At 62.8% G+C, this 20,884-nt stretch carries 11 protein-coding genes; 7 read left to right on the forward strand and 4 right to left on the reverse strand.

What is annotated here, in order from left to right; genetic code table 11:
• The gene (locus VJZ71_13480; GenBank protein HKQ49076.1) at window positions 1-2,937 is read right to left on the reverse strand and encodes a hypothetical protein; all 2,937 of its coding nucleotides are present in this window, start codon (window positions 2,935-2,937) and stop codon (window positions 1-3) included.
• Window positions 2,938-3,176: 239 nt separating this feature from the next.
• Entirely contained in the window at window positions 3,177-4,217 is a 1,041-nt protein-coding gene (locus tag VJZ71_13485; protein ID HKQ49077.1) for a hypothetical protein, read from the reverse strand.
• A gap of 824 nt (window positions 4,218-5,041) precedes the next feature.
• On the opposite strand from VJZ71_13485, the gene VJZ71_13490 reads away from it, so the two are divergent.
• The 7 genes from VJZ71_13490 (at window position 5,042) to VJZ71_13520 (ending at window position 19,001) form a co-directional block, all read left to right on the forward strand.
• Window positions 5,042-9,613 (forward strand): Ig-like domain-containing protein, encoded by a 4,572-nt coding sequence (locus VJZ71_13490; protein HKQ49078.1) that lies wholly within the window; start codon window positions 5,042-5,044, stop codon window positions 9,611-9,613.
• Between the two features lie 214 nt (window positions 9,614-9,827).
• Window positions 9,828-10,913 carry a hypothetical protein gene (locus tag VJZ71_13495; GenBank protein HKQ49079.1) on the forward strand — a complete coding sequence of 362 codons (1,086 nt, stop codon included), beginning with the start codon at window positions 9,828-9,830 and terminating at the stop codon, window positions 10,911-10,913.
• Between the two features lie 30 nt (window positions 10,914-10,943).
• The gene (tdh, locus tag VJZ71_13500; protein ID HKQ49080.1) at window positions 10,944-12,017 is read left to right on the forward strand and encodes an L-threonine 3-dehydrogenase; all 1,074 of its coding nucleotides are present in this window, start codon (window positions 10,944-10,946) and stop codon (window positions 12,015-12,017) included.
• On the forward strand, window positions 12,014-13,204 hold the full coding sequence (locus VJZ71_13505) for an aminotransferase class I/II-fold pyridoxal phosphate-dependent enzyme (GenBank protein ID HKQ49081.1): 1,191 nt from the start codon (window positions 12,014-12,016) through the stop codon (window positions 13,202-13,204). The genes tdh and VJZ71_13505 overlap by 4 nt, the downstream gene beginning before the upstream one ends.
• Window positions 13,205-13,264: 60 nt before the next feature.
• Window positions 13,265-14,074, forward strand: coding sequence for a hypothetical protein (locus tag VJZ71_13510; GenBank protein HKQ49082.1), 810 nt, complete (start codon window positions 13,265-13,267; stop codon window positions 14,072-14,074).
• 68 nt (window positions 14,075-14,142) lie between these two features.
• Window positions 14,143-15,645: a glycosyltransferase family 87 protein gene (locus tag VJZ71_13515; protein HKQ49083.1), complete on the forward strand. Its 1,503-nt coding sequence runs from the start codon at window positions 14,143-14,145 to the stop codon at window positions 15,643-15,645.
• Between the two features lie 146 nt (window positions 15,646-15,791).
• The gene (locus VJZ71_13520; protein ID HKQ49084.1) at window positions 15,792-19,001 is read left to right on the forward strand and encodes a glycoside hydrolase family 15 protein; all 3,210 of its coding nucleotides are present in this window, start codon (window positions 15,792-15,794) and stop codon (window positions 18,999-19,001) included.
• A 64-nt stretch (window positions 19,002-19,065) separates the two neighbouring features.
• Here the strand turns inward: VJZ71_13520 and VJZ71_13525 are convergent, their stop codons facing one another.
• Both VJZ71_13525 and nadC read right to left on the reverse strand, forming a co-directional pair.
• A complete protein-coding gene (locus tag VJZ71_13525; GenBank protein ID HKQ49085.1) occupies window positions 19,066-19,863 on the reverse strand; it encodes a biotin--[acetyl-CoA-carboxylase] ligase in 798 nt (265 codons plus the stop codon).
• Window positions 19,860-20,759, reverse strand: a complete 900-nt coding sequence (nadC, locus tag VJZ71_13530) for a carboxylating nicotinate-nucleotide diphosphorylase (GenBank protein ID HKQ49086.1) — start codon at window positions 20,757-20,759, stop codon at window positions 19,860-19,862. Before nadC ends, VJZ71_13525 begins: the two co-directional genes overlap by 4 nt.
• Window positions 20,760-20,884 lie beyond the last annotated feature (125 nt).

The raw sequence follows: 20,884 nt of genomic DNA on the forward strand, positions 1-20,884 counted from the left end.
TTACACCTCCTCCGTGAGCGTCAGTTTGATGCGGCCGATCTCGATGTCGTACGACGGCGCGACGCCGCCGATGGACAGTTCCAGATTGATGAAGGACGGGCCGTCGAGCGGCGGGAAGACGTCCGGAGGCGATCCGGCGGGCGGGGCAATGGTGAAACACATCCACGACGTACTCTTGCGGTCCGTGGGATCGTCGATGAGATTCGTAAACGTCCCGGCGTCGCGCATCACGCGAACGCGGGAGGCGTTGATGAAAGTAGTCGGCGAAGTGGCTTTGTAGCAGATCTCCACACTTTTCAGCTTCTGCTGCACGCCGAAGAGCGAGTTCGGGATGCTGATGGGGATCATGACATTCTGAGTGCCCGCCGCGACCGGGTGAATGCGGACGACGCCGTTGGAGTTGGGCAGCAGCTCCAGACCGGTGCCGGCGCGGGTCATGACGAGCGGGGTGATTTCGACGACGTTGTCGGCGGTAATCTTGAGGCAGTCGGCCTTGATGCAGCCGTTGACGTGCAGGGCTTCCTCCGGCGGCATCGGCGGGCCCACGCCATTGGGGCCGATCCCGACGTTGCCGGTCGTGTCGTCAATCAGGATGTGCGTCTCGCCACTGGTCTGCAATGCCAATGGGCTGTGGCTGGTGATGGTGTCGACGTGCAGTTTGTGCGGAGCGGCGACGTTGACATCGCCGATGACGTCGAGCTTAAAGGCCGGCGTCGTTGTGCCAATGCCCATATTACCATTTTCGTCGATGCGCACTCTTTCGGCCGAGTTGACGCGAAAAGCCAATTGATTGCCGCCGAGGTAGCCGATCTGGCCCACGGCGAGGCCGAGATTATTGTAAAAGTTAATGGCGCCCAGATAGGCGGGAGTTCCCAGGGTGAAATTGATCAATTCGATGACGGCTCCGTTACCATGGTTTAAGGTGTAGAGCCGCTCCACGGCTTGAATGTCCCGGGCATCGATGGTTGTATCGGGCGTACCGGTCCCGATTCCGAAATTGCCGCCGGGGACGATGCTGCCCATGACGACATTGGCCCCCTCCGCATTGAGATGCAATTGGGACGGCGAGCCATTGTTCCGAGCGTGGATCTCGTTGTTGTCGATCCCGATGTTGACACCCGCGGTAAGACCCAGTTGAAGGAATCCGCCCGACGCGCCGCCGACATCCGTACCGTTGGTGACATGGAGGCGGACCTCAGGGCTGGTCGTGTCGATGCCGACGAAGCGGTCGGGATCCGAAATATAGACCGCCGTCGTGCCGTTGATCTGCAATTCCAGCGGGCTATGGCTGGAAATAAAGTCAACCAGAAGTTTCCCGGGCGCGGGTATGTCAATATTCGCGCCAGCCACCTGCATCACGCCGCCGGAAACTTCAACCAGCGACATCGGGTCCGACGCCAGCTTGTTATGGTCGACCGAGTCATTGGCGAGATCGGCGGTCATCACCTGACCGTCGGCGATTTTGCCACTCGTCACGGCGTCATTGGCGATGTCGGCCGTCATCACCTGACCATCAGCAATCTTGCCGCTATCCACGGCGTTCGCCGCGATCGTTGGATTGGGATAGGTGCCCGTCAGGTCTCCGCCGGCCGGGCCGGTCGGTGGCGCCGTTGGCGTTTGCCAGGTACCAGCGCCTGCGCCATCGGAGGTTAAAACGTGGCCCGCCGAGGCGCCGGTGGGAAGACTAAAGCCCGTCATCTTCGCAGTGCCGTTGATATCGAGCCGTTCGGCCGGCGCGGCGAGGCCAATACCGACGTTGCCATTTTGGTCGATGCGCATCCGTTCCTGGAGGCTGGCCGCTGTTGAACCGTTCGGACTCGTATGGAAAGTGATATTGGCGCCCTGCGCCGCCGGCGTCCAATTTTCCGTCGCCGACATACTGATGAGAGCGCTACTCGCGTTGGTGAATCCGATTCCATCATAGCCTCTGGCTCTAAATGTGGCCAAAGCATCTCCGTTCACGACGGCCGCGGGCAACGCCGGCGTGCCGTTCGCTCGCCTTCCCATGAGGGTCATAGGGGCGCCATAGTTATCCACACCCAAATCTCCCCCATTGATGTGGAGCCTGAATGTCGGCGTCGTTGTCCCTATCCCGAGAATCCCCTCGACATAAACATTATTTGTGGAGCGAATGTTCCCGTCGACGTCCAAATCGAAGGGCGCGCCGGGGGGCACGCCGTTGTAGCCGACAGTGACATGGCCGTCGTTATCGACGCAAAGCACGTCAACCGGTGAACCATCAGGCGCATCGGTGCAGCCGGGGGTCACGCGTGGATCGAGACCGCCGCCGCCGGTGGCTGCCGTGACCTGTACCGAGCCGTCGGGAAACATGAATCCGCCATTGGTGGAATGGACGACGCCCGCCACTTCGAGTTTCGACGCGGGTGTTTGCGTGCCGATGCCCACATTGCCGGAGACGACGAGACCGCCATCGCCTTCGATGCTCATCGGGCCGTTCGTCGCATGGATCGTCCGACCGGCGCCGGGCCCGCCTTTGTTGTAGGCCTGGTCGAGGCTCGCGCCGTCGCCGCCGGTCAGCGCGTGCAGCGCATAGGGCGTCGGCGTCACACACTGGCGCGGACTGAGCACCGAGTACGCTCCGTAGGTCCCCGTTGGTCGCACCGCGATTTCCAGCCAGCGCTCGCCGCCGTCAAAGGCGCCGGCGCCAAAATCCAGCGGTTGGGTGAACAGTCCCTTGCGGACGGCGACAATGCGGGGGCTGAATTCATCGCCGACCTGGGCGACAAGATTTCCGCCGTCGGCCGCGTTATACAGCCGGAAGACGACATCGCAGTCTTCATTAACGGCGAGACCGTCGAGGGCTAACCTCCCCTGGTAAGTAATGGAAGAACTGGCGGGCGATTGTGCGAGGGCCGCGGGACCGATCGCGCAAAGCCCCAGCGTGACGAAAGTGACAATGCGTATGGACGTATTCATTCTGATAGCTCCTTCTTTCCGGGAGAGGCCGACGCTCGACCTCGTGCAGTATGACGAAATGAAAAGGGTGGCGAGACGGGAGGGCATGCTGCCGCGCCAACGAAGCGCCGTCGACGCGATCGGCATGGAGTAACAGGTCCGGGAACCCAGAGAACACGGTCCAAGACGCCCCTCCGAACGCCACTGCGAACGTGCAACGCACCCCCAATTGTTTAAGGATGACCGCAGCGCGCCCCCCGCTAGATGCGCGTCATCGTGACCGGGACTCTTGCGAATGAACTACCCACCGCAGTGAGCGTGCCTTCCAATGTGCCGTTGGACATTTCCTCGACGTCAAAGGCGAATTCGACCTCGGTCTCCTGCCCCAGAACAGTGGCCAGGACGATCCAGGTGACCCGCGCGCCGTCCAATCGGTCCAGCCGGGAATCAACAATCGTCAGTTCGTGATCGGAATCCGCATCGACCAGTTTCGTGATTTTGCCGTCGTTGATGGTGACGAGCAAATTGGCGTTGGCGTTGGTCGCCGACCAGGTCCCATTGAAACGAGCGACGGACGTTTTTTCGACGATGGTCGCGACAGTGAAGAACGCCAACAGCGGATACAGTATGCCTGCGACGGGAGCCCAAATTGCGGCGATGGAAGCAAGGACGGCGTTCAGGATCAGGGCGTCGGCTTGATTCGGCTTGTTTTGTACGATGACGCCGGGCGTCGTCGATGACCCGCCGGTGCTCGAATTCGATGTCGGCGATGCCGCGCCGCGGTTTTCGTCCATGGACTGCGCGATCGCGATCAAGTCGGCATTGGCGGCGATATAGGCATTCGCCGCATCGCCGGTCTCCACGGCCCTCGCAACGTCATCGGCGGGGCGGACCCACGCTTCCCCGGCGGACGTCGTAATACTCTCGACCCGACGCTGCGGGTCGAATTGAACGCTGGCCGCACCGGTCGTGTTCTTGAAATCGACCCCGGTCAGAATGATTTCGCCGCCTTGAAAGTCATACGAACCGGAGACTTGGCGCTCTTCGTCGCGGAAGACAAGTCGGAATTGTCGCGCGACCGGGAGAATATCCATCGCGACGGCGCCCTGAAAGGTGGTTCCGGCGAGCGCGGCCGTCAGTGGATGGTCCGGGCCCAGCGGGATCTGAATCTGCGCAAGTGGAACGGCCGGCCCCAGCATGTTGTTTCCACAGCCGGTCAGGGCGATGGGTCCGTAAAGCGCGAGCAGCGCGCAGAGCACTGATTTCATTTTGAACAAATTGCGTTGATGTAGAATATTCATCGTTCATCCTCCAGCGTTTCCACGCGGCGGGGTACCCCAATACGATGTCCCCCTCGCTCGACCAGGCGGCGCGGCGAACTAATCTGCCGCGCCAATCCTCGAATCACTGCGAGACAAGTGTGATAGCGCCTTGCGTCTAGTTCACCATAAAAGCCTCCAAAAGTCAATGTTGGGGCGGGTTTTATTGCCACCCCTGCGCGCGCCGTCATTTCGTTCTGACGTTTCCTGGACCAGTATTCGCCCTCGATCCGGGTTTCAACCGGTTAACGCTTAATGCGACGACGTGGTTCGCACGACATATGGAAGTGCGGTGCCATAGTTTTCGGACGAACCACAATTCTCGGACGCGGACAGCGCATCGGCCGCCGTTTATCTTTGCCGCTCCGTTGAGCACCGCGCGCTGAAATTGTCGAACGTTCCCTATAAAAAACCCGTTCCAGACTGGCGTTGGGTTATGCGTCTTAGTACAATCGTGGTTTGAGGACCCAGAGCTTCCCGGTCGCTTCGCCGTACCGCCCGGCTCAACCGAGTCGCGGGTCGTCGGGGCCGCCTTGTTTCAGATGCTTCAAGTTCGGGGAGATTATCGCGCGACTTGGGGAAGCGATTCGCGTGACTCGGTTGACGGGATGGCGAGCCAATATCATTGGCTTCGCATTTCATCACCGAATTGGGAGGGACGTTTCAAGGTGCATTGCTTGCTCGATTAGTGAACCGGCCTGCTTCGAGCGCTGCCGTGAGTCTGCGACTCGGGCGCGCCGCGCAAGGGCCGACGCGGGCAAGTCGATTGCTTCAGTGGCGTAATTCAGAACAGAGGGGTAATGATCATGTCCTCGAGATTTACATCGTCCGTGGGAATCAATCGGCCTGCGAAGGCCCTGGCAACGCCAATGCGATGCATGGTGTTGGCCGCGATCGGCTTATTCGCCCTGTCCGCCTCCACCGCTCGCGCCGTGGACAGCTTCGCACAGGGCACGATGACGGTCGATGCGAATTCAGCGGTAACGGGGGCGTTCGATACGGTGGACCTCGCGCCGGAGATCGCCGCCTCGGCCAACACGGATTGGCCCGCGGGCACAACGTTTACGCTTACTGCGCCTACGCATTTCGTCTTTGATACCACTATTCCGGCCTCCGCCATCGTGCAGGCCCCCGGCGACCTCACGCTGGCCAACGGCGGCATTGAAATCCCCGCCGCCAACACGATCGTCTTCACCGTGACAGTCGCCAGCACGATTCCCTCGACGGTGGAGTTTCCCGACCTGCGCCTCCGTGCGGTGGACTGCATCGGCGGGACCGTGGGCGACGCGGCAGACATCCTCCTGACGGTGACGCCAGGACCGGGCGGCAGCACGGTACTCGTGGATGTTCCCCTCGTGGATGTAACGGTGGTACCGGGTGCGACGGGCGCACCCAATGCGGGTCTGGACCATTTCGATGTTAGCGCCGCGCCGTTGATTCAGGTGGCGGGCAGCCCGATCGTCATTACTTTGACGGCGCGGGACTTGTGCGACAATCCCATCCCCAATTTCGCCCCGGAGTCGCCCATTACCATTACGGCAACCGGCGGCGCGGCGATACGGACCTTTGCGTCGGGCGGCGCGGCCAATGCACTGACGATCAACGACAATCTGAACAACACGGCGACGATCCCCGTCCTGACGCTGTTCGACGCCAACGGCCAGGGCACTTTTGAAGTGACCAGCCCGACGGGCGAAGACCCCCCGATCACGATTGCGGCGACGCTCGGCGCGGCAGCAGGAAGCGTCGATGTGCAGTGGATCACCGCGAGTTGCCTCTTATCACCCAGCGGAATATTAAGACCTGTCAATACGCTGCACGCCGTCACGGCGACGCTCACGCAGAACGGCGGAACGCCGGTGGCGGGCGTCGATGTGACGTTTAGTGTGACGGCGGGACCCAATCTCGGCGCCGGTGGCGTTGTGGCAACGAATGCCCTCGGTCAGGCCACTTTCGTTTACGCGGGTGGTCCGAACACCGGTATCGACACGATTCAGGCGACCGGCCTGATTGGCGCGGTGCCCTTCATCTGCACCGATCCGAACGCGGTGGAGTGGATCAGCCCGACGTGCAGCATTGCAGCGCTTCCGCCGACTGCCGCGGGCGGCGCGCAGTTAGTCGCTGTAGACGTGGAACGGCGGCCCGGCGTCGATGCGCCGGACGGCACGCCGGTGACGCTGACGATCCTGAGCGGCCCCAATGCGGGGCACGTCGATGTGCAACCCACCGCGGCGGGCATCGCGACCTTCAATTACAACGACGTCGGCGGCGCCGGCTTGGATACGCTTCGCGCCAGCGGATCGATTGCCGGCGCGGCGTTCGAGTGCATCCAGACGAAAGAATGGATCCAACCCACCTGCATGCTGGATCCTCCCGCGGACGTCAATGCGGTGAATTCGGTTCATTCGGTGGACATCACGCTCTTGCGCCGGCCCGGCGTACCAGCGGCTGGGGTCACCGTCACGATCGACGTGACCGCCGGTCCCAATGCGGCGGTGGCTCCACAAATGATCATGACGGACGCGGCGGGCCATTTCGTGGCGCCGTTCCTATACATGGGCGGGGCGACAGCAGGCACGGATACCATTACGGCCTCGGGGACGATCGACGGCGTCGCATTCATGTGCGAGGCGACCAAGGAGTGGATCGACAGCGGCTGCGCGATCGATCCCTTCTCAGATACCAACCAGGCGGGGACAGACCACACGGTCACGGTGACGGTCCTGCGGACGACCTCACCGGACCCGGCGGTCAATGCGATCGTGAACTTCACCGTATCCGGGATTAACGTCGATGCGGGGGTCGGAGTCACGGATGTAAACGGCCAGGCCTCGTTCACCTACACGAGCAACGGGACGCCGGGCCTGGACACGATCGAGGCTGACACCGTGGTGGACGGCGTGGACATTCATTGTGAAGCCACCAAAGAGTGGATCGACGCGCAGTGTTCGATTGATCCGCCCACGGATACGAACCCGGTGGGAACGATCCACCAGGTCACGGTGACCGTGACGGAAAACGGCGGCGTCCCCGCTCCCGTCGTGGCCGTTAACTTCGAAATCGTTTCGGGGCCGAACGCGCCATTCGCCGACGCGGACATTACCAACCTCATTGATGGTACGGTCACTTTCAGTTATCCGAGCAATGGCAACCCGGGCACAGACGAAATCCGCGTGTTCGGAACCATTGGCGGGCCGCCGGGCGGGGCGGATTTCGAATGCACGGCAACCAAGACGTGGGAAGTCGTCCCAAGCTGCGTGATCGCGCCGATGGCGCCATCCATCGTGGGTGGGATGCAGACGGTAAACGTGGACGTGGAAAGCGGGCCGGGCCTCGATGCCCCCGACGGAACCATAGTAAATTTCGTGGTCCTTGCCGGTCCGAACGTCTTGGCGGGCGGATCGGATACAACGACGGCCGGAGCGGCCGATTTCACGTACATGAGCAACGGACTGGCCGGCGTCGATACGATCCGCGCCAATGGGACCATCAATGGTGTTCCGTTTGAATGCCTCGCGATCAAGGAATGGATCGACCCGACGTGCGAGTTGGATCCGCCCACGGATGTGAACCGGGTCAATACAGCGCATGAGGTGAACATCACGTTGTTGCGCCGACCGGGCGTTCCGGCGGCGGGCGTAAGCGTCACGATCGACGTGACGGCCGGCCCGAACGCCGCGGCGGTGGCCCCGCAGATGATCCTGACCGATGCGGCCGGCCAGTTCGCAGCGCCCTTCCAATACATGGGTGGGCCGACGCCGGGGACCGACACGATTACTGCATCGGGCACTATCGACGGCGTGGCCTTCAATTGTGAGGCGACGAAAGAATGGGTCGACAGCGGCTGTCTGATCGATCCGTTCACGGACACGAACCAGGTAGGCGAAGACCACACCGTAACCGTGACGGTCTTGCGGACCGAACCGCCGGACACGCCGGCGGTCAACGCGATCGTCAACTTCACGGTGACCGGCACCAACAACGCCGCGGGCGTCGGAGTGACGGATGTCAACGGCCAAGCCTCGTTTACCTACACCAGCAATGGGACGCCGGGAACGGACACCATCGCCGCCGACACGGTCGTGGACGGTGTGGACGTTCACTGCGAAGCCACCAAGGAGTGGATCGATGTGGGATGCGATATTGTGCCGCTCGACGATACCAATCTGGTCGGGACGCTGCACAACCTGACGATCAGCGTCACCAAGGACGGCGCTCCCGCTGCGAACCAGCTCGTGGCCGTCAACATCCTTGCCGGACCCAACGCCGGGTTCGCGAACTTCGTCCAAACCGGCCCACTGAACGGCAATCCTGCCGGGCAGGCGAGCCTCAGCTATCTGAGCAACGGCAATCCGGGCACGGACACGATCCGTGCGTCGGGCACCATCTCGGGTGTGCCGTTCCAGTGCGAGGCGACCAAGACGTGGATCAGCGCCTCTTGCTCGCTGGCGCCGGCCGCGGATACCAATCAGGAAAACACTCAGCACACCGTGACAATCACGGTTCTGAAAAACGGCGCTCCCGCGCCCGGCATTGACATTACCTACAACATCATCAGCGGTCCCAATACGGGCCTGGTGTTAATGAACACGACCAACGGAGCGGGGCACTCCTCGTTTACTTACACCGGCGCGGGCGGTCCCGGAACCGACACGATCCAGGCGACCGGCGAAGTCGACGGCGTGCCCATCCTCTGCACCGCGACGAAGACTTGGGTGCCCGACGACGACGATAACATCTCGCCGGACGAAGAAGACGAATGCCCGAATAACGGCGATGGAAACAGCGACGGCATTCCGGACAGCCTCCAGGACAACGTCGCCTGTTTCCGGGATATCTACGGCGAATTCGTGACGATCGTCTCCCCGGCCGGGACGCGGCTGACGGGCGTCATGGCCCTGTTACCGCCGGATGAAGTGATCGTGCCGCCGGATGTGACCTTCCCGAGAGGGTTCTTCAAGTTCAACGTGGAAGGGATCTTCCCGGTCGGCAGCGCGATCGTGGTCGACATGATCATGCATTCGGATCCGGCGATGAACACCTACTACAAGTTCGGCCCGTCGCCGGTCATCCCCGTCGACCACTATTACAGCTTCCTCTTCGACGGAACGACCGGTGCGGAGATCGCCGACAACGTGGTCCACCTCCACCTCGTGGACGGCATGCGCGGCGATCACGATCTGGAGGCGAACGGGATCATCGTCGAGCCGGGCGCCCCGGGCTTGCAGGCGGACAATCCCGCCCCGATCACCCCCAGCGCAAGCTGCGGCTTGTGCGGGGCCGTCAGCGCCACGTCGATGCTCGCGATGCTCCTTGGGATGATGGGCATCCGATTTTCACGGCGGCGGGAAAGAGGGAGTTCGCCGCTCATGCGTTGAAGTTTTGGCGAGATTTGCGTCGCCAACATGGATTCGGCCGCTGCGGACACGGGAGGGGGATGTCCGTGGCGGCCGTTTTTCTTGACAGAAAGCCCTTTCCCGGCCCGTTTGACGAGAACCACGGACCCTCCGACAATACATGGCCCGGCTCGGGGCGGGTGCGAACGTGGCGCTCGATCCTGCTGCGACTTGCCGGCGACATGAGGGTTTTGTGATGTTGAGGCGAATTTGGGCTTGCGCGATTCTTTGGGGGATGGGTATCGGCACGCTGACGCCGATAGTCCGGGCCGATTCGGGACCGTGGTCGTCCCCCTATTTGCCGGCGAGCGAGGCCGACGTGAAGAGGCTCCTGGAGGATCGCACGAGGTTCATCCAGGAAAATTACCAACTCCCGCCCGCGGAGTCAGCCAAGGTACTGCAGGCGCTCAACGGACTGGTGTCGGTACAGGAGCGTTATCAACGGGAGATCGCCCTGACGCTCGATCGACTGCGCCTGGTCATCACGTTGGTGGGCACGGAACCCGCGCTGGCCAGCCCCGATCAGCAGTCCCAGGTGGCCAAGTATCGCGGCCAGTATCATCGGTTGTTGTCCAAGGCCCCGATGAGCCTGCAGAACATCGTGAAAATGACCGAGGCGTCGCTCTCGACGGAACAGATTACGCCGGCGCGCGGGCGAATCGAGGCCAGGTTCGCTGACGCGGTGAAGATCAGCGGAATTCCTTTTGCCATCGAAAACCTCGATGCCCTGGCCTGCGGGCCGCTGCATCCCGGCAAGCGGCCGGAGATTCGAATGCCCTCGCCCGAGACGGCGCCCATCGCCCAGGCTCCGGCCGCGCCGATGCCGCCGATTCAAAGACCTAAGACGGACGCCCCCGTACGCCCAACGCCCCCGACTATCCCCACGCCGCCGCGCCCGGTGGGTCCGGCGCCGCCCCCCAATGTCGGACCGCCGCCGCCCCAACCGACCGCGCCCGTGGCGCCCGCGCCGCCGACCACCCAGTGGCCGGAACTCGTCAAGGGATCCGCGGACAAGTTCGACTTCTCCGCCGATCAGCGGACGAGCGCAGAGATGGTGTTGACGCAATCCCAGACCCGGGCCGAGGAGCATCGCCAGCGCAACCAGGCGGCCTATGACGAGGCGGCGAAGCTGAGCGACGAAGACGCCAAGATGAAGAAGCTCCAGGAGTTAAACAAGCCGGTCGATGCGATCTACGAACAGATGCAACGGCGAATCGAATCCATTGCCTCCATGGAACAAAAGAACAAGGCGGCGCAAAAAGAAAAGGCCCCCAAGAACTGACTCACTCGCCCCTTCGCGCAGGAACCCTTCATGTCCGGTTCGGCGACTCTGCCCACGACGATGGCGTGTCTTCGTAAGCCCCGGGCGGCGCCGGGGCTGGACTACGAGGATAGCGCGCCCTTGCCGCAACTCGGCCCGCGCGACGTGCTTATCAAGGTGCGCAAGGCCGGAATCTGCGGGACGGATCGCGGCATCTACGAATGGGGACCGTGGGCGCAATCGCGCATCAAGGTCGGAATCATCATCGGACATGAAGTGATGGGAACCGTCGTCGCCGTGGGCAACGCGGTCGAGGCAATCCAGCCCGGTCAGCGTGTCTCCGTCGAGGGCCACATCGGTTGCGGATCGTGTTTTAGCTGCAAGACCGGCAACGCCCACGTTTGTGACCACGTCCGGATCATCGGTATCGATCGCGACGGCTCGTTCGCACAATACCTCGCCGTCCCCTACCGCAACGTCTGGCCCCTCGATCCGCAGATTCCTGACGACGTGGCGGCGATCATGGACCCACTCGGCAATGCCGTCCATACCGTGATGACGGCGGGCGTATCGGGTAAGTCGGTGCTCATCACCGGCGCGGGCATGATCGGGCTCATGGCCGTGACCGTCGCCAAGGCGGCCGGCGTCGGACGATTGATCGTCGCGGACATCAACGATCGGAACTTAGCGCTGGCGAAAGAGTTGGGCGCGGATCACACGCTCAAGACGACGCAGGCCGGATGGATCGAGGAAGCCAAAAAACTGACGCGGGGGTTGGGGCCGGACGTGGTGTGCGAAATGAGCGGCGCGACGAAGGCGATCAATGGAGGCCTCGCGGCGCTGCGCAATTGCGGGACGATGGCGATCCTCGGGCTGCCCAAAGAGGACGTGCCCATCAACTTCAACGATCACGTCATCTTCAAGGGAGCGCGGATCATCGGGATCAACGGCCGCCGGATGTTCGAGACCTGGTACCAGATGGAGGACCTGATCCTATCCGGCCGCGTGAGGCTCGACCCGATCATCACGCATCGAATTCCATTGAAGGATTTCGAGCGGGGATTCAAGCTCATGCAGGCGGGCGAAGCGATCAAGGTGATTCTCAACATCGAGGACGGGCGATGACCGCGGGTGTCTGGCAGACGATCGACGATGACCTGGCCCGTTTGCGGGACGCCGGTCAGCACAAGACCTTTCGCACGCTCAAGCGACCGATGGGGGCGGAGTCGGAGATTGAAGGCGTCGGCCGCGTCGTCGTGCTTTGCTCGAATGACTATCTGGGACTGGCGAACCACCCCGAGGTCGTCGCGGCGTCGCTCGAAGCGGGGAAGAAATGGGGCGCGGGGACTGGTTCGGTACGGTTCATCTGCGGAACCTTTGACTACCACCACGAGTTGGAGCGGCGGATTGCCGATCTGTCGGCGACGCCGGCGGCAACGACCTACGTGTCTTGCTGGAACGCCAACGAGGCGGTCATCGCCACGCTCATGGCCTCCGGCGGCGATTCGGTCATCGCCATCAGCGACGAACTGAACCACGCGTCGATCATCGATGCGATCCGCCTGGGCCGGCAGATCAACAAGGAATCCAAGTCCGCGGTTTACAAGCATTCCGACATGGACGCCCTGGAGCGCTGCCTGAAAGAGGCGGCGGGCGTTCCCAGCAAGATCGTCATCACCGATGGCGTTTTCAGCATGGAGGGCGACATCGCCAGGCTGGACGTGATTCATCGGCTCTGCGCGGAACACGGGGCCATGCTCATTGTCGACGATTCGCACGGCGTCGGCGTCTGCGGTCCGACCGGCCGCGGCGTCGCCGAGCATTACGGCCTGCACGGCAAGATCGACGGTATGACCGGGACGCTGGGTAAGGCGCTGGGGGGCGCGGCGGGCGGTTACGTCGCGTCGCGGTCGAGTTTGATCGAGCTGATGATACAGAAATCCCGGCCGCAGATTTTTTCCAATGGCCTGCCCGCGACCTCGGCGGCGGCGGCGTCAAAAGCAATCGAAATCCTGATGCGGGATACGATGCGCGTGGAGAAGCTGCGGGGGAACGTCAAGTACATGCGTGAGGGCCTAGCCCAGCTCGGCTTCGAGACGCGCCAGGGTCCCAGCGCCATCACGCCGATCCTGTTGGGCCAGACGGCCAAAGCCATCGCCGCGAGCAAGCGGCTTCTCGAACTGGGCGTCTTCGTCATTGGCTTCGGATATCCGGTCGTTCCCGAAGGCACGGCTCGGCTCCGTGTCCAGATTTCCGCGGCACATGAGCGTGAACACCTCGATCGGGCGCTCGAGGCGTTCAAGAAGCTTTAGACGGAAACGATGTCATTGCGATTCGACTGACGCGGCCTCCGTTGCTAAGCTCGCACGGCCATGCTTCCGACATTTCTCACCCAACTCGCCGCCGGCTGCTATCTAACGATCAGTCTGTCGGCGATGCGACAGGTGAGTTGGCGTTATCTGCGTTTAATCGCCGTCGTGACGCTCGTGTTGCTGTTCATCGCAGGCGGGCTCTTTTATCGGGAAATCGGTGCGAAGGAGTGGGCGCACCACTGGCGGCCCCTGATCGGGATGGCGGTCGCCGCGGTCGCGGGCTCGATTTGGCTCTTCGTCAATTCGGTCCAGGCCGATCGGATCGGCGGGGCCCAGCGCCTGTGCGCCGTTACGGCGGGGCTCGCAGCGCTGGCGACGGCGATCGTGCTGGCCCATCGGCCCGACGACATCGTCGGCGTTGGGCAACAGGATGCCACCGCCGTGCGGCTGCCCGTGGCGACGACGACGGCGCTGGGCGCGATGCTGCTGGGTTCGGCAACGGCGGCGATGTTGCTGGGCCATCGTTATCTGACGGATACGGGGATGCCGATCGCGCCGTTGCGGCGGCTCGCGATGATCTACGTCGGAGCGGTGATCGCGCGGGGCGCGTGGGTGATCGCGGCGAGCGTGCCGCTATGGACAGGGGAATATCGGCCGGGCGGTGATGTTGTTTGGTTTTGGTTGATGATCTCGGTGCGGCTCGGCGTGGGCATCCTGGTGACGGGGGTTTTTGCGTGGATGGCCTGGGATTGCGTTCGACGGAGGGCGACGCAATCGGCGACGGCGCTGTTTTATTTGTCAATGATCCTCGTGTTCCTCGGCGAACTCGCGGCACAGTTTTTGTTGCGCTCGGAAAACCTGCCCGTGTAGGCAGGGCGGGTTCCACCCGCCGAACCGCGCGCGATTCGCTTTCCTCGTTTTCGAGATGTGCATACTCGGTGATTGAAACAAGCGGCTGGCAGCGCCCGCCCTTCAACGAGCCTCAAGTCGATGCACCCACGATCACGCGATGGCTGGGCAAGCCCTGGCTCGTGGCCATCGCCTGGGCGGCGGTCATTCTCACGCTGGGTAGCGGCGTTCTTGGGGGCCTGCACCGGGGGATGAATGACGAGCCGGACTGGCGGGCTTTCTCCCGCGAGACGGGATACGTCTGGGAGCATCGCGCAATTCCGCCGTGGACGGGGATGTTCGGCTATTTGCCCGGGGCGTTCCTTGCGCTGATGCCGTTTACCGTCTGGGCGCCGCGATGGCTCGGCGTGTCGCTGTTCGTTACGGCCAACACGCTCGCGGCCGTCGGGACGGCGTGGCTGCTATATCGATGGTGGTGGGTGCAACCGGCGCGGGAAGCGGGCCGGCCCACAGACGGCCGGCTCTTTGTCTGGCCGCTGTTCCTGATGGTGGCGCACTTCCAGCACGTGCTCCAGGGCAATCAACTCACGATCGGCGTGCTTTTTCTCTGCGTTACCGGGCTGACGCTGGTCCTGCAGCGGCGGGAGCTGACCGGCGGAGTTCTGGTCGGCCTGGCGGGTTGTCTGAAAGTGACGCCATTCTTCCTGCTGGTGTTCTTTGCGCTACAGCGGCGCTGGCGCGCCGTGTGGGGTCTGATGCTGGCGATTCTGCTGTTCGACGTTCTCCCCTCGTGCATGTTTTTTGGGATCGATGGGGCCGTGCGCGAGCACTCGAATTGGATTCGGCGCGTCGAATGGTATTCCAACCATCGGTTCATCGAGGACCCCTGGCTGCGGATCGGTCGGCACGGCCACGAGCACAACTGCTCGCTGGCCGTCGTGCTAACGCGCTGGCTGAGGGCGGCGCCGACCGGAGACCATCAAGTGGTCGTCTTCGGCGACGCGCCGGCGGCGGAAATTGAGGCCGCCCGCGCGAAGCTGCGTTCGGGCGAGCATCTGACCGTCGACCCGATGCCGCGCGACGCGTCCCCGTGGTCGATCGGCCGGTACACGCATTCGGATCGCTCCAAGATCCCCCGGTTCCACGCAGCCAACTGGTCCGCGCCCATTGTCTGGGGGATTTGGATCGTGCTCGAAGCCCTCGTAATCGGCGGCATCCTGATCGCAACGGCGGTATCGCGCCGAGGTCCGCCAAACAGCGCTTCGTTTACGGCGCAGGCAGCGCTCTGGTTGATCCTGATGCTGTGGCCATCGCCAATGGTCCGTGATTATTACCTCGCCCTGGCGCTGCCGGCGTGCGTCGTAACGTGGCGCGCCGTTCTCGCGCGATCGTCACAGGGCCCAATGACGATTGGCACGCGACTGGCGGCGACGGCGGTGTTCGGATCGTACGTGAGTGTCTTGTGCCTTTCATGGGATGCGGCCAATTGGTATGGTGTGCATCTATTAACGCTCGTTGGGCTCGGAATGGCCTCGGTATGGGCTGGGTGTAACCCCGAAAGTGTGTGCAGGAATACGTCAACCGCGTCTTGATTCGTCGGGCCGGAAACCAGTAAGATATTGGAGAGACGATTTTCCGCCCACTGGGGGGAGGGAACCGCGAAGGCCCTAGCAGGCCTTTTTATTAACGGACCTAGTAAAACGTTTTAGTAATGACGCCTATAACGATTCGAGTTCTTGTGAGTACGGTCTTCCTAACGGCCGCGCCGGTGTTTGCCGCGCCCAGCGCGGTCGAGCACACGCCCGGCACGCAAACCTTTGGCGAGCCCGCCGATGTCACGCAGCGCGAGCCGTTCGTTCCGCGCGAGGACGATACCGTCGACATCTTCTTCCGAGTGTCGTTTCAATTCGCGTATGACCGGGTATGCGTCTATTACACCACCGACGGCAGCGATCCGATGGGCACGTTCGGGACGCCTAGCGGGTCGACGCAGGTTCTCGGCAACTTCAACGGATTGGCGACCTTCGTCCGCAACGAGAATACCGTTGAAGGTGTGCGCGACTGGTGGACGACGACGTTGCCAATCGGCGCGCGGCAGTTTGGCCAGACGAGTCGCTACAAGATCACGGCTTGGGATAGCGGCGGGGGCGGCGAGTTTTCGGCCAACGGCTTCAATTCCTACGACTACGTCAACAAGCTGGCCTGGCCGGGCGCAGGGGCAGGATCGCCGAATCCGTCCCTCGGATATCCGCCGGTCTCATTCTGGAAGGAAGAGGCCGTCGTCGGGAACCAATACATCAACGTGATTATTGATCAGAACGGCACGGTGTATGACATCTATTACCCTGGCGCTGGGGCGGTCTATGGCGTGGGCACGAAGAACGAAGGGTACGCCGACGGTCGCGATACATTTCCGGCGTTTACCTCCGGCCGCGGGCAGATGCATACGAATCAGCTCATGGCGGGCATTCGTATCGACGGTACCACGTATTGGATGAGCAACCAGAACGGTCTCGGCTACGACAGCGTTATGCAGGCCTATCATCCGACGTCGAATACGGTGACCACCTCGGCGCGGCTGCACGCGAACGGCAACAATATACAAGTCGATCAGGAGGACTTTTCGCCGCTGGGCGTTACGTTCCCCAACATCAATGGCGGGGGACCGAATCGCGGGATTTATCTCAAGCGGTTTGTCCTGACCAATAACGGTCCCGTTTCCAAGACGGTGAATTTCTATTTCTATGGCGACTTTGCGATCAACGGCGGCGACGGCTCGGACGCGATGTATCAGGACACGGGCGCATCGCACGGAGCGATGTATGCCTACGACAACGTCGGCGGCTCGGCGAATTCGCGCGGCGAGTACAATCCGACCTTTGATCCCGACTATCCGAAGGACAATTCGATCTTTTTCGGCTCGGCGCTGAAGCTCTGTTCCAGCGTCGGAGGGGCGTCAGGCACGCCCGCGACCGACAGTTGGCGGGATACGAGCGCCGACAATGGGCAGGGCTGGATCGGTCTGCAACTCACTCTCGCGCCAGGCGTGGCGCAGGAAATCGACCTGGCGGTGATCGGCGGGTATCAAACCGGCCTGCACAGTGACACCGGCGACAACCAGATTCGCCCGGCGCTGGATTGGTTCTTCGCCAATTCCGCCGCGACGCTCAAGACGGCGACGGATACCTACTGGACGAATTGGCTCAACGAAGGCGTGACGGTCGACCTGCCGGATGATGACTACGACGAACTGTTCCGCCGCGGGTTGCTCGCCACGGCCCTGCACATTGACGGGCCGACCGGCGCGATGATCGCCGGCTTCCACAACGGCGCGTACCCCTTCTGCTGGCCGCGCGACGCGGTGTATGGAGCGGTTTGCATGGCGCGGACGGGCCACGAAGCGGAGTCCGCGGGAGTTTACAACTGGATGCGCGATACCTGCTATCGCGACAATGAGCCCTGGGGCAAGGGATTTTGGAAGCAGAAATACACGACGAACGGGTACACCGTCTGGAGTTCACCGCAGATCGACGAAACCGCCGTGTTCCCGTGGGGCTTGTATTACCACTACCTGGTGACCGGCGACACGACTTTCCTCACCAGCCACTACGCGACGATGAAGGAAGCGGCGACGACGATCCACAGTAACCCCAGCAACCCGGCGCTCCTGCCCTTTCTCAACTACAACGCCACCGAGCAGCTCATGTGGAGCAACAACGTCTGGGAGGACCAGTACAACTTCTTCGCGTATTCCAATGCGAACGTCGTGGCCGGTCTGCGCGATGCCGCAGCGATCGCGAACGCGCTCGGCAATAATGCGGACGAGGCGGACTTTGCCGGCTGGCAGGCGACCATCAAGGCCGGGCTGGATGACTGGCTCGACGACAACAGCGAAATCACGGATATCTCGCAGCTCGGCATCGTCTATCCCTTCCAGGTTTATCACCCGCAAGATACGCGGGCGGTCCGCTACATTGATCGTATCAATGGCGTACAGAGTGATTCCAGCGGCAACAGTCATCCGCTGGTCAATTTCACCAACGACTACGGCTGGCTCGATCTGATCAACCGCTACTGGGGTGACAACTACTGGGGCCGCTCGGACGATCCGGTCAATACGCCGTGGGGTGCGGGGCCGTGGTTCCTGAGCACGGCGTGGTATGGTCTCTATTATGCCGAGCGGGCCGATTACACCGCGAACAAGACCGACATCGACAACCACAAGTACCGGATGGACCTGCTGATCGATCGACTCGGACCGGCCGGCTTCGGGGCGGAGCAAATCTCGCCCTATTGCAATCCCTGTACGTGCCCGGACTGCGGCAGCCTGCTGTATCCGAATCAGCCGGATTTCGTGTTGCAGACGGCCTGGCCCAATGCCTGGGAGTCGATGTCGACCTTTGTCGATGCGATCATGGCGTTTCTGGATTTCGTGCCGGATGCGCCGGATGGAGCGTTTCGCATTGCACCGAAGCTCCCGACGGGCTGGAGCACGATGCAGTTCAATAACCTGCATGTGGGGGCGAGCCGACTGAACGTCCTCTCAACGGAATCACCGGGGATCAATACCTGCGCCATCACAAATGTGAGCGGCGGGGCCATGACCTATCACGTGTACGTCCGCGTGCCCGGCGGGTCCAACGTCTTCGCGGTCACCCAGGATTGCTCGGCGCACGCGTGGAACAGCGAGCCGACCATCGGAAAGGTGCAGATCGACGGGACGTTGAACGCCAGCGCGGCGAGCACCACGACGCTCCGCGTGTACTACGGCCTGCGCGGGGACTTCGATCACGACAGCGCCGTGGACCTGGATGACATCCCCGTGCTGGTCAACATCCTGCTCGGGCTGGACACGGATTGCGTGAAGTTCCCCATCGCGGATTGCAACGGCGATGGCGAAAACGACGGCCTCGACATCGCCCCATTTACCGACGCCCTCGTCCCGTAGCGGCCGGCGCCCCTGCCGGCCGTGGAACACCTGGTGCGCGATCCTCCAGACCCGTACGCCTCACCTACAACCGCGTCGTCGTCTGCGGATCGAACTGCCGTCGGCCGCCGTCGTCGAGTTGAAGCAGCAGACCCGTCGCCGGGTGGATGTCGATGATCTGCCCGCCGAATTCCTGTCCATCCGAAAGCAGTCGTGCGCGACCGCCCAGGTCGGCGCTGGCCTCTCGCCATTGGACGGCCAGTTCGTCATCGGTCGGGCGCTCGTGAGAGGCAAGGAGGTAGTCGAGACGACGCAGCAGCGCGCGGGCCAGCGCTGTGCGATCGATGGGCTGTGACGATTCGATTTCGAGCGAGGTGGCCTTCTCGCGCAGATCGGGAGGAAAATGTCCGGGCTGCTGTAAACAATTCACGCCAATTCCGATGGCCACGGCCATGCGGCCGGTCGGCAGGGAACGCGTCTCCACGAGGACGCCGGCGAGTTTCCGCGGGCCGACGTACAGGTCGTTGGGCCAGCGAACGACCGGGGCGACATCTGTTTCCCGCGCGATCGCCTGCGCCACGGCGACGGCGCCGGCCATCATCCATCGCGTCGGCGCGATTCGCCCCGGCGGTTCCAGGAGAAGCGTCGTAAACGTCAGGGACGCGCCGCGCGGAGATTGCCATGGGCGGCCGAGCCGGCCGCGCCCGGCCGTCTGCAACTCCGCGAACACGACCGTGCCATCAACCGTCAACCGGTTCAGCGCGTAGGTGTTCGTGCTGTCGACGTCGGGCAGGACCATGACGGACCGGCCCACGCGCTGGGTTCCCAGGTCGCGCTGGATGTCCTCCGCCACGAGTTGATGCGCGAAAGCGGCCGGCGTCATGCGGCATCGAGCCCCAGATCAAGGATCGGCGCGGAGTGCGTGATCGCCCCGACGGCGATCCGCTCGACGCCGGTCTCGGCGATCTCGCGCACGGTCTCCAGCGTGATGCCGCCGCTGGCCTCTAGTTCCAGTTTGCCGCGCAATCCCGCTCGATCGCGCAGGGACACGGCCTGCCGGAGTGCGGCGACCTCAAAGTTATCGAGCAGGATCACATCGATGCCGACGACCTTGAGCAGTTCGGCGAATTGGTCGAGGCCGTCGCACTCGACTTCGACAAACGCCGGCTGCGACGGAAGCGTCTCCAGCCGGTTGAGCATCTCAAAGACAGCGTGGGCCAGGCGATCCGTGGGGATCGTCGCGAGGTGGTTGTCCTTGAGCAGCACGGCGTCGTACAGGCCGGTGCGATGGTTATGACCGCCGCCGCAGCGGACGGCGTATTTTTCGAGGGTGCGCATGCCGGGCGTCGTCTTGCGGGTGTCGTAGATCTTGGCGTGCGTGCCGGCGACGGCGGCGACGTATCGGGCCGTCAGCGTCGCGACGCCGGACAGGTGCTGCAGGAAGTTGAGCAGCGTCCGCTCGGCGGCGAGCATCTGACAGACCAGGCCGGAGAAGAGTGCGATCTTCTCGCCGGACTCCACGTCGCCCCGAGGACATTTTGGCCCGTGCCATTCAACGCTGATTCGCGGAGCGAGCGATTCCAGGAGCAGCGGCACGAGGTGGACGCCCGCGAAACGGCCCGCCTGCCGGGCCGTCAGATGCCAATTTCCCGTCGCATCGAGGGCGAGCGGCGGAAGCAGCCGGGAGGTCACATCGCCGTGCGGCCCGAGGTCTTCGTCACGGGCCAATTCGACCAGACGGCGAAACTGGTCCCGGTCAATGTCGGGTTCGCTGAGCATACCGGCCAGGATTGTAACCGCTGTAGCGTCCCCCCTCAGTGGGGGACGAATGGGGAGGTCAAAACGCCGAAAGGTCAAAAATCTGAGCCCTTGGCTGAAAGGGTCAAAACGGACGGCTCAGAGCC

It is taken from the genome of Phycisphaerae bacterium (genome assembly GCA_035275405.1).
Taxonomy (GTDB): domain Bacteria; phylum Planctomycetota; class Phycisphaerae; order UBA1845; family UTPLA1; genus DATEMU01.

What these genes read in the sequence shown, in the direction of transcription:
- nadC (HKQ49086.1), bottom strand. Translation starts at nt 20,759, where the DNA reads ATGCTCAGCGAACCCGACATTGACCGGGACCAGTTTCGCCGTCTGGTC.
- VJZ71_13480 (HKQ49076.1), bottom strand. Translation starts at nt 2,937, where the DNA reads ATGAATACGTCCATACGCATTGTCACTTTCGTCACGCTGGGGCTTTGC.
- VJZ71_13510 (HKQ49082.1), top strand. Translation starts at nt 13,265, where the DNA reads ATGCTTCCGACATTTCTCACCCAACTCGCCGCCGGCTGCTATCTAACG.
- tdh (HKQ49080.1), top strand. Translation starts at nt 10,944, where the DNA reads ATGTCCGGTTCGGCGACTCTGCCCACGACGATGGCGTGTCTTCGTAAG.
- VJZ71_13495 (HKQ49079.1), top strand. Translation starts at nt 9,828, where the DNA reads ATGTTGAGGCGAATTTGGGCTTGCGCGATTCTTTGGGGGATGGGTATC.
- VJZ71_13525 (HKQ49085.1), bottom strand. Translation starts at nt 19,863, where the DNA reads ATGACGCCGGCCGCTTTCGCGCATCAACTCGTGGCGGAGGACATCCAG.
- VJZ71_13485 (HKQ49077.1), bottom strand. Translation starts at nt 4,217, where the DNA reads ATGAATATTCTACATCAACGCAATTTGTTCAAAATGAAATCAGTGCTC.
- VJZ71_13505 (HKQ49081.1), top strand. Translation starts at nt 12,014, where the DNA reads ATGACCGCGGGTGTCTGGCAGACGATCGACGATGACCTGGCCCGTTTG.
- VJZ71_13490 (HKQ49078.1), top strand. Translation starts at nt 5,042, where the DNA reads ATGTCCTCGAGATTTACATCGTCCGTGGGAATCAATCGGCCTGCGAAG.